The 13,710-nt window shown below is 65.0% G+C and carries 10 protein-coding genes; 5 read left to right on the top strand and 5 right to left on the bottom strand.

The features are described from left to right. Positions 1-186: 186 nt before the first annotated feature. Positions 187-2,262 carry an AIPR family protein gene (locus AC3EUV_RS12370; protein WP_435602886.1) on the bottom strand — a complete coding sequence of 692 codons (2,076 nt, stop codon included), beginning with the start codon at positions 2,260-2,262 and terminating at the stop codon, positions 187-189. A gap of 235 nt (positions 2,263-2,497) precedes the next feature. Here AC3EUV_RS12370 and AC3EUV_RS12365 point away from each other — a divergent pair, with 235 nt between their 5' ends. Continuing rightward, entirely contained in the window at positions 2,498-2,902 is a 405-nt protein-coding gene (locus AC3EUV_RS12365; RefSeq protein WP_435602885.1) for a tetratricopeptide repeat protein, read from the top strand. Between the two features lie 480 nt (positions 2,903-3,382). Here the strand turns inward: AC3EUV_RS12365 and AC3EUV_RS12360 are convergent, their stop codons facing one another. The 3 genes from AC3EUV_RS12360 to AC3EUV_RS12350 all read right to left on the bottom strand — a co-directional run bounded on the left by AC3EUV_RS12360 (position 3,383) and on the right by AC3EUV_RS12350 (position 6,648). Then, entirely contained in the window at positions 3,383-4,084 is a 702-nt protein-coding gene (locus AC3EUV_RS12360) for a hypothetical protein (RefSeq protein ID WP_435602884.1), read from the bottom strand. Positions 4,085-4,283: 199 nt separating this feature from the next. Further along, a complete protein-coding gene (locus AC3EUV_RS12355; RefSeq protein WP_435602883.1) occupies positions 4,284-5,768 on the bottom strand; it encodes a hypothetical protein in 1,485 nt (494 codons plus the stop codon). Beyond that, the gene (locus AC3EUV_RS12350; RefSeq protein WP_435602882.1) at positions 5,743-6,648 is read right to left on the bottom strand and encodes a phosphotransferase enzyme family protein; all 906 of its coding nucleotides are present in this window, start codon (positions 6,646-6,648) and stop codon (positions 5,743-5,745) included. Before AC3EUV_RS12350 ends, AC3EUV_RS12355 begins: the two co-directional genes overlap by 26 nt. A 720-nt stretch (positions 6,649-7,368) precedes the next feature. Here AC3EUV_RS12350 and AC3EUV_RS12345 point away from each other — a divergent pair. The 3 genes from AC3EUV_RS12345 (at position 7,369) to AC3EUV_RS12335 (ending at position 11,463) form a co-directional block, all read left to right on the top strand. Next, entirely contained in the window at positions 7,369-8,316 is a 948-nt protein-coding gene (locus AC3EUV_RS12345; RefSeq protein ID WP_435602881.1) for a restriction endonuclease, read from the top strand. 448 nt (positions 8,317-8,764) lie between these two features. Continuing rightward, positions 8,765-9,217: a hypothetical protein gene (locus tag AC3EUV_RS12340; protein ID WP_435602880.1), complete on the top strand. Its 453-nt coding sequence runs from the start codon at positions 8,765-8,767 to the stop codon at positions 9,215-9,217. A gap of 2 nt (positions 9,218-9,219) precedes the next feature. Then, positions 9,220-11,463 (top strand): WXG100 family type VII secretion target, encoded by a 2,244-nt coding sequence (locus AC3EUV_RS12335; RefSeq protein ID WP_435602879.1) that lies wholly within the window; start codon positions 9,220-9,222, stop codon positions 11,461-11,463. Between the two features lie 232 nt (positions 11,464-11,695). Here AC3EUV_RS12335 and AC3EUV_RS12330 read toward each other — a convergent pair whose 3' ends face one another. Further along, positions 11,696-12,079, bottom strand: a complete 384-nt coding sequence (locus AC3EUV_RS12330) for a hypothetical protein (RefSeq protein ID WP_435602878.1) — start codon at positions 12,077-12,079, stop codon at positions 11,696-11,698. Positions 12,080-12,509: 430 nt separating this feature from the next. On the opposite strand from AC3EUV_RS12330, the gene AC3EUV_RS12325 reads away from it, so the two are divergent. Continuing rightward, complete coding sequence (locus AC3EUV_RS12325; protein WP_414504747.1) at positions 12,510-12,818, top strand: hypothetical protein; 309 nt, start codon at positions 12,510-12,512, stop codon at positions 12,816-12,818. The last annotated feature ends 892 nt before the right edge of the window (positions 12,819-13,710 follow it).

Genomic DNA, 13,710 nt, shown 5'->3' with positions numbered 1-13,710 from the left:
GCGGCGACGATCTCAGTGGGCATCCCGGAATCGTCGCCACCTGGGCCACCGCCTGCGATCCTACGACCGCAGGGACGGGTCGCCGGCACCTCTCCCGGGGAGGTCGTGCCATGCGTTCGGACGCTGCGCGACCTTACAGCGAGACACTGACAAGGAAGGGCGCTGGCGCCCCGTCGCCGCTTACCGTCAGGCCCCCGCCGTATCGGGCTCGCCATCCGGTGCCACCTCGGGCTCGACCCCCACGAGCAGGTCCGCCTCCGCGCGGGCACGCTCCGCGAGCTCCGCGAGCGACCCTGCCTCCGGCAGGAACCACCGCACCGGACCCTGCGCGGCGCGGTCCACGCCGGACGCCTCGTAGCGCATCTTCCGCGCCAGCCCGCTGGGCGAGTACCACTCTCCGTCGTGACGCCACTGCAGCTGGTTGCTCGCACTATTCCGCCACACAGCCTGGGTCCGGCTCGGCTCCTGAGCGAGCCATTCCGTCATTTCCCGACGCTCAGGGGCGGAGTACGGTCGGAACTCCAGGATCGCGCCCTCCTCGATCGTGCCCAGCTCGATGAGGGTCTTCACAGCATTGACCTGACGGCCGGCCTGAGGCGCCGCCTGGTAGTCGGAGATCAGCTCCGGCACGGGCCCGTCCGACAGCATGCCGCGCATGGCCATACGGGCCACCTGACGGATCCGCTCCGTGTTGCGCACCGCGGCGATGATGTGGCTGGTGGGGCCGTACTCGAGGTCGATGGCCTGGAGAGACCGCGTCAGTGCCTCGTCGACCAGCTTCGGCACGCGCTGCAGCTGGGCATCCCAGTCGAAGCCCTGGTCCGAGAGCTCGCGGGTGTCGAGCTGCCGGAAGACCACGTGCGTGACGAGCAGGTCCCCGTAGCTGGCCATGGACGCCGCGCGCCACACGAGCTCTTCCCGCTTCTCCTCCAGGCTGGCCCGGACCGCGCGCAGCAGCAGGACGCACCTCCACACCCGACGGGCATCCGGATCCGTCCCGAAGAGGGCCTGATAGGTATCGTCCTCCCAGATCTCTCCCTGCTCACGCTTGGCGACGGCGGCGTACTCCGCGTTCGGATGCACGGCGGCGAGCGCCTCCGCGGCCTCCGTGAGCGTGCAGCCGTGCTCGGCGTCGGGCTCCTTCTCGCCCCGCTTGATCACATAGGCGAGGCTCAGCTCCAGGGCGAACTCGTCGCGCAGCTTGTTCTGCACCGGGTCGAGCGACTTGAAGTCCCGCTCTTCGATCGGGTTCTGCGTGTTGGTGTTGGTCGTCACCTGGTCGCCGAAGCCCGGAGGGCAGTCCTCCAGTGAAATGAGCCGCACCAGAACCCGTCCCGTGCGGGAGACGTCCGGGTTCTCGTCGTACGACTTGTAGATGGCGTTGACGGTCTGCGCCCCGTTGACCACGCTCGCGCCGGTGACGAGGAAGTCACCGACGCCGCCGGGCACCGCCTTGCGGGTGGCCTTGATGGTCTCGCAGAGGATGGTGATGCCGTTGCTGAAGTACCAGAAGTGCTCGGGCGAATCGGTCAGCGTGCTGCGGATCTTGACGTTCACGTCGGTCAGGTCGAGGGCGTCCCGGATATTGCGTGCGAACAGCCCTCGACGGTGCTCTCCGTACAGTTCTGCGATCTCCGGGACCGTCATGGTGCCGTAGAACGCCTTGTACGGGCTGGTCTCCTGGCCAAAGCCTTCAAGCCGGATCGTGGAGTCGACCTTCGGGGCGGCGGCGTCCCCGAGGACCGCACGGTGGAAGTCGCGGAGGTCGAGAACCTTGTAGTCGACCATGTCCTCGACGTCGTTGAGTTTCTTGATCTTCCGCTCAAGCAGTTCACGCACATCGCGGTTGATCGGCTCGGTCCTCATCAGGGCGAGAACCACGGTGATCTTGGGTGCCACAGTCTTGCCGTCGTAGCACTCGTCCAAGACCTTGGCGTGCCGCTGGAACCGCCGGTTGAACTTGGAAAACTTGAGATCGAGGAGCAGTTCGACGCCCTCCATCATCTTGTGCGCATCGGCCTCGTTGAAGCCGCCCTTGCCCTTGTCACTCCACTTCGCCTGCACCAGGCAGATACGAGCGGGCCGGGGGCGACGGTCGATGGCGATGGCATCGAGCCCACGGTCGTCCTCGCCGTCGAACACCGCCTGGCCGCAGGCGGCGTCACTTCCCTGGTGCTCGATCTGCACGGCCAGGGCCGCCAGGGCACGGCTCAGGAAGCGCTGATGGAGATTGTCACCGGACAGGTGCGCAACGTCGGACATGTCGATGAGTCCGGTAAACCGCTCCTCAAGAACTCGCCGAACGGATCGGATCTGCACCACGCTCACGCCGCACCCCTTGGTCAACCCCGATGATGAGTTCACCGTATCCGGTGAAGAGTCGGGGGGAGGAGTGAATTCCGGGGCTCCCGTGTGGTCGAGGGAGGGGCTTCGTGCGCAACGACGACGAGTCCTTGAGGAGATCTTCGCCCAGGCTCGCCCGGACGACCCACGGCTGGTGGAGACCCGACGCGTGCAGGCCGCCGTACTGCTCGCGGGCGGCGGCTATCGTCGGGCGCTCACCGCCCTCCAGTTGCTCACGTCGGTTGTGTCCGGGATGGAAGGGCCGGAGAGCGAGGACGTGCGCGAGAACCGGCAGCAGATCGCGCTGTGCCACGCCGCGCTCGGTGAGCTTGAGCAGGCCCTCGACGCGTATCGTGCGTTGCTCCCGGGCTCGAAGAACGGGAAGGCCCTCGCTCTCCGGCAGAAGATCGCCGATCTCCTGCTGGCGTTGCACCGCGTGCGGGAGGCCGCCGAGGTGCTGCGCGGTCTGCTGCACAAGCTGGACCCGACGAGCCCGGAGGCCCGGCGCGTCCGCGAGCTCCTAACGCGTATCGAACTCACCGGTGGCACCGGGCGCTGAACGGGGCCCTTCCTCCCATCCCCACAAACCGGCAGGAGGTCGGCTGTGCCGCGCTTCGCCTTCGGCATCAGCTTTAGCGCGGAGCTCCACAACGTTCAGCCCCCTGTGAAGTAGAGGGTCTTCGAGTCTCCCCGCCGACGCGGGGGTGGCCCGAAGGTCTGACGCGGCGATGTGGGCTTGCTGCGCACTTCCCGCCGATGCGGGGGCCGACCCGAAGGAACCGCCAGATGGCCGCTGCAATGTGCTTCCCGCTGATGCGAGGGGGTCCGAAGGCGCTTGGGACCACGCCAAGGGAGGGCGGTGCTCCACGCCGGCGCGGGGCTGATCCGTCGATCATGAGCGCCATGGTGTCGAGGACGTGCGGGACGTGGACGGCGGCCGGACCGGTGTTCGGTGTTCATCCGTCCGGCCGCGATGTCCCAACGGCAACCGACGGTGGCGGTACTGAGTCCGTCGCCGACGGCGGGTTCCAGCCGTGGGTCACCGCCTGGGCTGCTTCTCCACCTGCCGCGCCGTGTCCCTGTTCGGGGGGTTGGCTGGATTGAGAGTGAGCCACGCGGTGAGCGCGGCATGCAGTTCGACGACGTCGTCGCGGTGCAGCCTCGCACCGTAGTGGATGGGCAGGCGCACTTCGTCCGCGGTGACCGAGTATCCGAAAGGGGAATGCGTTGGTCCGGTGAACTGTGTGCCGTTGCCGAGCAGGCGTCGCAGCTCAGCAGCGCGTGGTGTCAGCGCAGCGGGGGCTGGGCGTGGGGCGGGGACGGGGCCGCGGGGTCGGGTGGGTGCGCCGATCGCGGCGTAGAACGTGTAGATGGCGTCCTCAAGCTTCTGGGGCTTGGAGGGGGCGGCGCCGGCGAACTCGCCGAGCAGTTCTGGGGCGGCCGGGTCCGCGAGGTGGTCTCGCGCGCCGGCCAGCGGCGGTTCCCCGGCCTGGAGTCGCACGCATGTCGGCGGGATGAGTACCTCGTGGTATCCGCGGGCTGTGTACTTGGTGTGCAGGCTTCGCAGGTTCATGATGCGGGCGTGGACGGGGTTCTCGCCGATCGGCATCCGTGGTCGTGAGGCTCTGCCGAGTTGCCCGTACAGCCCGCTGGCCAGATGCAGCCGCCCTGTTTGGGTGACCAGTGTCGTGACCTGGTGCGTGCCGTTTCCCAGCCGGAACCCCACCACCGTCGTCGGCATCGATCCTCCTACCGGTTCTCGACCAGGACCGTACCGGGTCCCTACGGGGCTGGTCTCTGCTTTGCCGAACCAAGGCACCGGGGGCGCGGCGCCGGGCCCACTGTTCGATTGACGAGCCCTGATAGCTCCTTGTGGTAGCCAGCGCGAACAAGGCGAAGCTAGGGCGGTGGCGGTACAGGCCGGATCGGTAGGCGGTGTGTCAGTGGAGGCTGGTGCGAGAGGGCTGGGTTCCGGCCTCCGGATCGCGGGATCCAGGGAGACGCTGGGACGGAGAGGGCGGTGTTGCGGGGTCGAGCACGACGGAGCCGGCCTCACGGGCCAGGAGCCGGTGCGTGCCTTCCCAGGTGCGTGATCTGCCTCGGTCGCGGCGCTCTTCCCAGCGTTCCTGGAGACGCATGCCGGCGAAGATTGCGAAGGCGCAGAGGAGGATGGTCACGATCAGTGCGTAGATCGGGGTGTAGTGGTTGTCGAACATGGATCGGTGTTCGTCGACTTGGCGGGCGTTGATGCCGAGGAAGCCGAAGAGCAGGCTGAGGGTTCCGCTGACGGTGGTGACGAAGGTGACGGCGACGACGGTGCGGACGCGGCGGCGGTCGGCGGCTCGCTGCTCCATGCTTTCGACCGAGGTCAGCTCAGCGGCGATGGCGTTGCCCAGGCGGTTGAGCATGAGTCCGATGGTGGCTGCGCGATCGGTGACTCCTATGGCGGCGAACAGTTCCTGATGGAAGCTCTCGACGCGTAGGGCGGGGACAAGCACGCCGATTTCTCCGCCGGCCTCGACGCTGTAGCTGAGTTCGACTTCGAGTTGGCTCAGCCCGTCGGAGATGTCCTCCAGCTTGGTGCGTCGGTCGTGTGCACCCCCTTGGCCGGTGGCGCGGTGTCGGAATCGGTGCACGTAGGTGTAGGCGACTGCTCGGATCTCGCGGAGGCGAGCTGCGGAGCCCACGGCTTGCACGGCGGAGAGCAGGACGCAGTTCTCGATGTAGTCCTGGTGGCCGCAGATGAGGCTGACGTACGGGCCCAGCGCGCCCACGGTGGTAGGACGCCGGTTGAGTTCTGCGGGGTAGCGGATCGAGCTGTGTTCGGCGCGGTAGGGCAGGTCGGTGCGGTAGATGACGCGCTGGACGATGTCGTCGTTCGGAGCCTGATCCGGTGTGTCGAGGCTATGGAAGACCAGTTGATGCCGTTCGGGCAGGAACCCTGGAACCGTCCCGTCACCGGTCGGGCCGCAGCCGATCCGGTCCGCCGCCAGCTGTTCAAGCGGCTGGCCTGCACAGGTGACGCTGGCGTAGTACAGGTCCTCCAACAGGGGGATGGCCTCGATGAGCGTCCCCGGTACATCCAAAGTCAGGGCGACGACTACTTGGCCTGAGGGGACAAGGAAGTGCCACAGCTGCGCTGAGACCGCCTCACCGGCGCACCAGCGCTGACAGGCAAGGCTGGAGCAGTCGAGCGATTCACGTCTGAGGACCCGTGGTAATTGCTGGTCAGATGTGTTGTAGTACCTGGCCAGCCGCCCCAGGTTAAGGACGTCTCCTGGACGTCCCGCGGCCTGATCGACCTTGGCAGGGTCATAGGTCCAGTGGGTCGCGTAGACGGTTGTCAGGCGCAGGCTCTCCCTGGAGGCATAGGGATCGAAAGGTAACGGGTTCTCCCCGTCAGAGCGCGTGCCAGCGCCGCTCACGGTCTTCCTTCCGTAGAGAGTCCATGCGGAGAGCGAATTCGGCTGCTGCTGGCCCGGATTGGGAGTTCTGCATCAGCCAGGTGGTCATGCCCAGCTCCCGCACGGCGCGAAGCGCCTCGTATCCGTGCCAGTCGGTGACATTCCAGTCGTACGTTCGACAGAAAGCGGTGTAGTCGGTGGGCGACAGGCCGAACCTGTCGACGGCCGTAGCGGTCGGGATGAGATCCCAGGCGCGGGGACCGATCGCGACAGCTTCGTAGTCGATGAGGAGCACCTGACCGTCGCGTGCCAGCAGATTCCCCCGGTGGGCATCCCCGTGGATCAGGCCTCCGGTGTCATCAGCCATGATGCTGCGGAAGGCCGATTCGCTGCGGTCGCACGCTTCGGTGAGGAACTCAACATCCTGTCGTTCGATGCCCTGGGCAAGCGCGAGACGGCGCCGCATGATCGGGAAGGGATCGAGTACGGGAAGAGGGAAGTCAGGGCGGGGCAACGCGTGGAGGTCACGCAGGAGGCCAGCGAGACCCACCACGTCGGGTTCGACCTGGCTCGGGGGCACATACTCCCAGAACGTAACGAGCCTGCCTTCCGCCTGGACTGGCTGCGGTAGTTCATCGCAGGTCCGGACAGCTGGGAAGTCCTGTGAAGCGAGCCAACGTGAGATCGCCAGCTCTTTGACGACCTTCCGCTTGATGTCTTCGGTATCGGCCCGGGCCACTCGAACGACGACGCCCTCGGACCGCAGCGCGTAAATCGCGTTCTCGCCCAGCCGCAGCAGATCAACGTGCTGAGGGGCCAGTCCCACTTGGCTGCATGCCGATGCCAGAGCTCGTGATGCGCTCGCTTGCGTTAACCCCTCGCCATTCACGACAGAGTCCATCTGCCCCAGCCTCATGGTCGCAGCTCTGCGCTGTCAAGCACGATATGAGGCACCATAGTTACCACTGATCTGGAGAGTTTGGACGCCTCATACGCTCGCCGTCAGCGAGCCGGGCGCGTAGATGATCGGTAGCGCGCGGGACTGACTGTCAGCGTTGCCGCTGGCGCGCGGAGCGTGGATCGAGGTCGTAGGGCATGTGACGACCGCCCTCACGGGGCGGCGACCGTGGCCTGTACAGCCACCGTGCTGATTCTCGTTCGGGCTGGAGAAGACGAAACGCGCTTATGGGGATTTGCAGTTTCTGGGCCGTTGGCGCGCTGCGCGATGGGCAGATCACGGAGCTGGAGCCGATGGCCGTTTCGGCGAACCGGCCCGCGGTTGCACGGCCGTCGGCGGTGACGGCCTGCTCTCGCCGGTGGCTGATCTCTTCCACGCGCTGGAACCAGACGCGCCAGGGTCCTGCCGGGCTGGTCCGGCGAATGCGTTACTGACAGCCGCCGAGGTGCGCCGCCGCCTGCCGGAGGGCACGGTGCCCCGAACTCGCTGGCATCGACGGATTCCTGTCCCGCCTGCGGCGGTTTGCCTCCTGAGTACTCGTTCCAGGGTGCTCGGCAAGGCGTGCTTCTATGTCTTTCCGGTAGGTCACCCGATCGCCCGCCTTGGAGCCAGCACAGTGCCAGCCAGTCCGCCGGAGGGGCGCATTGGGGGGGAGAACGTAACGTGACGACAGCAGAGGGGGATCCCGCCACGGCGGGATCCGAGGGCATGCCCGCAGATCGGGACCGTACCGTGCCTCGGGTTCGCGACCTGACATGGCCCACGCTGTGCGCTCTGCAGACCCTCGGACGCGAGGCCACTAACGCAGAGATCTACGAAGAGGTGGTTCGTCGCGAGGGCTATTCCGAGACACAGCAAAGCGCCCTCCATAAGGACGGCCCTCAGACGGTGATCGACTACCGCCTGGGCTGGACACGCACCGTCCTCAGGTTCGGTGGGCTGATCGACAGCTCGCGCGCCGGACGCTGGACGATCACAGAGCTCGGAGCCAGGGCGCGTCAGGAGGACATGCAGGCGTTGCAGCGGCGGTACAACGACGAGCGGAGGGGCAATGGCCCCCGCAGGCGCGGGTCAGGCAACTCGCCCGTGAATGACGCAACGCAGGTGAGCGCACCCGAGGAACCTCCGGAGGCCCAAGACGGTGAGCCCGACTGGCGCACCGTGCTGCTGGAGACGCTTTTCGCTATGAAGCCGGATGCCTTCGAGCGGCTGGCCGAGCGGCTGCTACGCGCGGCGGGCTTCGTGAACACCCAGGTCACGGGCAAGAGCGGCGATGGTGGGATCGACGGCGTCGGTGTCTACAGGCTTTCGCTCCTGAGTTTCCCCGTCTTCTTCCAATGCAAGCGGTACCGCAAAAGCGTCAGGGCCCCGGAGGTACGCGACTTCCGGGGCGCGATGGCCGGGCGCGGGGACAAGGGTCTGTTGATCACGACGAGTTCCTTCACTCAGCAGGCGCGCGACGAGGCCACCCGGGACGGCACCAAGCCGATCGACCTCATCGACGGGGAGCAGCTGTGCGATCTCATCAAGCAGCACAGCCTGGGAGTGGAGACGCGCGTCCGGCAGGTCGAGGACGTGTCTGTGGATCGAACGTACTTCGAGACGTTGTAACGCATCGGAACAAGATCCTTGGCGCGGCCGCACTGAGTGGACACCAGGCACACAATGAGCCAGGCGTACCGGCCGCCGACCTCCGGGTGGCCTGATCGGTTACGCCGAAGATGGGGCGTGGATCCGACTGCACGCCGCGGCGGAGGGCAGCATGGCCGATGACCTACCGCGGGCGCCACGCGCCGACTGCGTGGCAGGTCACCCGATCGCCTGCTGTCCTGGATCGGCGCAGCGGCGAGCCCGTACCCAGATGCTGCCGTTGGGCGGTTTCATGCCTGGCCTCTGGCCTTCAACGGTTGGGCTCTGGCTGGAAAGTGACGATGCGTCGTGCGCAGCAAGGCGGCGGACCGCGGCGTCGGTACCTCAGCACGAGGCTCTCAGCTACGCTTGCGCGTCGCAGTGATCTAGCTCAACAGAGTGTCGAATGCACTGGCGATACGGGGGGCATGTGAATTACAACGAGGACTGGGACCGTCGGCTCAATCCCTTCCGCTACAACTCTGATGGCACGTTGACTGATGCTGCGCGGAAGCAGAACGTTGCCATGCAGCTCAACTCGGCCAACATCGACGGATACGCCGGCGCAGGGAGCGGGCAGGCGTCAGTGCACATCGCCACGCTGACCAAGGCGGAGAGTGCCCTGGAAGCGATCCGCTCCGACACTGACCAGGTAGGCCTGGCTGCCCTGAACGCGACCGATGACTCGGTCATCGGCCTACGGGGCTGGGAGAGTGCGGGCGGGCTTGACGCCATGCGAGCGCGTTGGGCGGACGAAGCCGTCAAATTCAGTGAGCAGCTGTCTGATGCGTGCGCAAACCTGCACAACACCGCTACGGCGTACAAGGACACCGATCGGGGAGAGCAGGCCCGGATGAACTCGATCAACCACGGGGGCAAGTGAAAATGGTCGATTTCTCCGACATCATGCACGCCAACCTCGGCAAGCTCAAATCGGCTGCCGACGAATGGCATCTCGTTCCGAAGAAGTACCAGGGTCTCACTGAATCATTCGATGCGCGCGTTGCCAATCTCTTAAAAGCCGACTGGGAGGGCGAGGCCGCCGACAAGGCTCAGGGTGCCCTGGCCAAGCTGCGCAAGCAGTACCAGGCCGCAGCCGATGAATCCCGCGACATCGCGCGACTCCTCCAGGATGCGCATGAGGAGCTCCACACCCTCCAGAAGCAGCTCCGCCGGATCGTGGAGGAAGATGCCCCGGCCGACAAGCTCAAGGTCACCGAGGATGGGACCATTGTCGACGCCGACCCCACTCGAAGCGCAGGACGCAATGCTGATCCCGATCACACGTACCTCAAGCAGCGGGACGAGAAAATCCAGGCGTTGCGAGGCCGCATCGCTACGGTGGTCAAACGTGCGACTGTCGCCGACGAGGGACTGAATTACGCGCTGCGTCGTGATGCGAACGGCGCGAAGAACCTCGGGTTCAACACCAAGGTCCACACCTCACTCGACGCGGCCGAAGCCGATCAGGCCTTGGCGCTGACCAAGAGTGGCGGCAAGCTCTCTGACAAGCAGCTCAGCCAGCTCAATCGCATCCTTGAAGTCAAGGAGCATGACAAGGAGTTCTCGGAGCGGCTCGCTGTCGGCATGGGACCCAAGGGAGCCCTGGCTTTCTGGGCCAAGGTGGCCGATCCGGAGCAGAAGCCCTACCAGCCTTCGACCGAGCCCGACAAAGAGCGTCGCGCCCTGCTCAAGCACTTGCAGGAGAACCTGGGCACCACACTGGGAACCGCCACCCACAGTGACAGCGCCGCTATGAAGCACTGGAAGAGCGAGATGCTCGATCTGGGGCCGCGGCGGCTTGGCTCCGGCGATGCGGCGAACCCGTACGGATTCCAGGTGATGAGCAACCTGATGCGGCATGGTAATTACGACTCGGACTTCCTCAAGGACTACGGGAAGAAGCTTCTTGATACGGATCGGAATTTCAATCCGTCGATCAAGGGTGCCCCCAACCCCTGGACATACCAAACCGAGTCCGATCTGAACTTCGGCAGCTCCAAGGACCGGGGAAACGACCCCATGACCGGATTCATGGAGGCGCTCGGCCACAACCACAAGGCGTCCACGGGCTTCTTCGGGTCCGACAAGGATCTCGAGTACCTGATGAAGGACCGTGTCTGGCCGGACGACTCGACGCCGGACGGGGACACCAAGGACGGCCTCGCGGGCTACAGCTCCCTGGGCCACGCCCTGGAGGCAGCGACGACCGGCCATGACTTCGGCACTCCACCCGAGCCCGGTGCGCCCCACACCAAGGACGAGGCAGAAGTGATGAGCAAGGTCATCACCACCGTCTCCAAAGACGACAGCACCATCCACGACGGCATGGGCGGCAGCCTCGGCAGGATGTCGGCCGAATATATGCCGGACATTCACCACCTGCTTTCCGGAGGGCGCGATGACGGTACCTCCGATGGCGAGCTGGACTCGCTCTACCCACGAGGGAAGAATCCTCCGCTCCTTTTCCCTGAAGGAAATGGGACGCGCGATATAACCCGTTTTCTGTACACGGTGGGCAAGGACCCAGACGGGTTCGCCGGTATCAACTACGGCCAGACCCAGTACACCAGTGAAGTGCTCAACTATCATTTCGCCCACCCGGACGCCAACGACAGGACCAACTCGGAGACCCTGGAAGAGCTCACTCGTCGGGGTGGCCAGATCGAAAGCATTATCGACAACGGGCGTAAGGATGCAGTTGTTCAGGGCGCCGTGGACAACGACTCGAAGTTCAACAAGGCGCTGGCCGACAGCGGTGGTTGGGCGAAGACCATTGTCGGAATCGGCGTCGGGGTCGGCACCAGCCACATCGTGTCACCCATCGGAGGGGCACTCGTGGGCGCCGCGGCGGGAGATGTGAGTGGCAGGCTCATTGATTCCATCACCGGGGGATTCGTACGCGACCCCAAGGGTGATGCCCTCTACAGTGCTGCCGGCGAGATGGAGAACAATCAGGAATCTCTGCGCACAGTCACCGAGCGCGCCGCTTCCCTGGCCAACGCGAACCATCCCTCGGGGCTGTCAAGACAAGACATACAGGCCGCCGTACAACGCGGAGCTGAGGACGGCAACTCACTCGGCTTCGTCTCCGTGAAGGGCAACATCAATGACAAAGCCAGCTCCTGACAACGCGCCCGCTCGACAAGAAGATGCAGCGCGGCGCGCCCCTCGGGGGCGGCGCTTGGTGACGGTGTTTGCCGCCCTTGTCGTGGGTGTCGGCGGCACCCTGGCAGTGGAGCGCACCCTGCTCAGCCCGAACACAACCGATGATGTGGCCGATATCTGTGGGGGTACTGTGGTATCCACCGACGTTGGCCCCGTCACCCGGAATATCCCAAGAGATCCATCCGTGACTTCCTCATGGGTGGATTACGCGCGGGATGGTTCCCTTCTCGAAAACTGCACTGTATCGGCTGGCAATACCCAGGCTCTTCGAGTCACTGCAAACCTTGAGCGAGGATCGACCACAGACTGGGAACGATTCACGAGATCGCAAATCCCCGGTGCAGCCGGGCCGAAAATGACCTTCGATGCTGGCGACCGCGCTGTGTCTTACGAGAAGGACGCCGCCATACATGTGCCGTGCACCTTGCCCCGGAATCAACCCAAGAACGACGACGGCAAAGCCATTACGACTTACATTGCTGTCGTAGCACATGCCTCCGGGTCTGCCGTCGAGGGAAACGACAAACGCCGCCAGGATCTCGCTTACCTTGCCTCCCGGGTCGCTGAGCACGCTCACTCCACGATGAGATGCAAGGAGCCTCTCAACATCCCGGACGGTGTGCCCAAGGTGAAGAGTGCCGGCTGAGTCTGGCGGTGGCATTACCTCGGAGCGGGCAGGGGAGATCTCCCTCCCCCCCTGATCGTGTGTGACCTCGGACTGTGGTCGCAGGGGTCCGTGCCTCACAGTCAAGGGAGTCGAGGCCGAGCTCGACCGGCTGTTGAGGGCATTTCCCCGGCAACAGCTCGAAAATTGGCCGTTGCCAAGGAGAGTCTCGCCTGAGCGACCGGGCGCAAAGCAGCCAGATGTATGTCGATATTCGGCCAGAATATGAGGTGTTTCAGGGGCGGAACGGCCGTGGTTGACGCGCCTTCCGGGCAAGGGGTTACATTAATTAGCTGTGCCATGGGTGCCGGGCGAGTGTTTTGTGAGGACCGGGGGATTTCGGGTGACTGAGGAATATCGCGTCGATCTGAGTGCGCTACAACAGGTGATCACTCGGCTCAACTCGCTGGTGGACGCCATGGACGGGGTCGGGTCGACCGCGGAGTACAAGACAGAGCTGCCGGAGGGCTACCTGGGGCGGGAGTTCGGTGAGGAGACTGCGCTGAGGGGTGCGCACGGCAAGATGAAGCAGGAGATTGCCGGCATGGTCGCCGAGCTAAAGAGCATGATCGCTGAGGTGAGCCAGAAGTCCTCAGTGGTGCTGAGTGGTTACGACAGTCGAGAGCAAGACGTCCGCGCGTCGATGCGCTGATAAATAGAGAGGCCTCTCGCCTTACGCACCTGGGGCGAGAGAACGGGGGAGGACGGGAATGAGTAGTCGTGGGGGCGGGCACCACACAGACTTTTCGAGCCATACGCTCGAAAAGTTGAAGGGCATGGTGCAGGACGCACAGCCGGGCAAGGTTGAAGAGATCGCCGATCACTGGATGCATGTCCATGATCAGATGGCTGGCGATGCACCCGATGGCAGTGTGCGGGATCTGCTGGACAAGGCTGTGGCGGATGTTCGGGAGCACTGGCACGGCGCGGCGGCCGACGCCTTCGCCGCGCGGGCGAAGATCCTGAGCACGAGCCTCAAGCATGGCGCGCTTTATGCGAAGAACACTTCCCACACTCTGAGGTCCGCTGCGAGTGACCTTCGCGAGGCAAAAACCGCTGTTATGGCCTTGCAGGACACCGTGGGTGAGGAGAAGGGGAACGGCGGAGTTCTTCACGCCATTGGTTCGAAGATCAAGGATGGCGCGGATTGGCTGGCCGATGGCGGGCAGCGGAGCGACGAGGGTCTCAACAAGGACATCGCCAAGGGCATGAGCACAAAAGATGCTCTCGCGAAGAATGCCGACAGCCTCTCCCGCGGACGGGAGATCGCCTTGCAGGCCGCCAGCCATATGGAAAAGCTCGGGGCCTCCTACAACGCCAAGGCGCAGGACTTGGCAGGTAAGCCCCATCGCGAGCGGTGGAAGCCGATCGATCCACCGGACAGAGTCGTGCCACCGCCTGTGGTCGCGGGATCCATGGGTGCCGGTGTTGCGAGTCCGCGGAAGGGCGGCTCCAGTTCGACGAGCACGAAGACGATCAGCGGTACGTCTGCTTCAGGCGGGATGACATCGCCGCGCCCGGTGAGGACGAACGGTGCGCCCCAC

This window comes from Streptomyces sp. bgisy130 (genome assembly GCF_057708345.1).
The sequence above is the reverse complement of the archived record's forward strand: the minus strand, read 5'-3'. Positions and strand labels throughout refer to the sequence as shown.

Bases quoted from the DNA above. Each gene is read 5' to 3' on its own strand.
- AC3EUV_RS12370 (WP_435602886.1), bottom strand. From the start codon at position 2,262: ATGTCCGACGTTGCGCACCTGTCCGGTGACAATCTCCATCAGCGCTTC.
- AC3EUV_RS12360 (WP_435602884.1), bottom strand. From the start codon at position 4,084: ATGCCGACGACGGTGGTGGGGTTCCGGCTGGGAAACGGCACGCACCAG.
- AC3EUV_RS12350 (WP_435602882.1), bottom strand. From the start codon at position 6,648: ATGGACTCTGTCGTGAATGGCGAGGGGTTAACGCAAGCGAGCGCATCA.
- AC3EUV_RS12335 (WP_435602879.1), top strand. From the start codon at position 9,220: ATGGTCGATTTCTCCGACATCATGCACGCCAACCTCGGCAAGCTCAAA.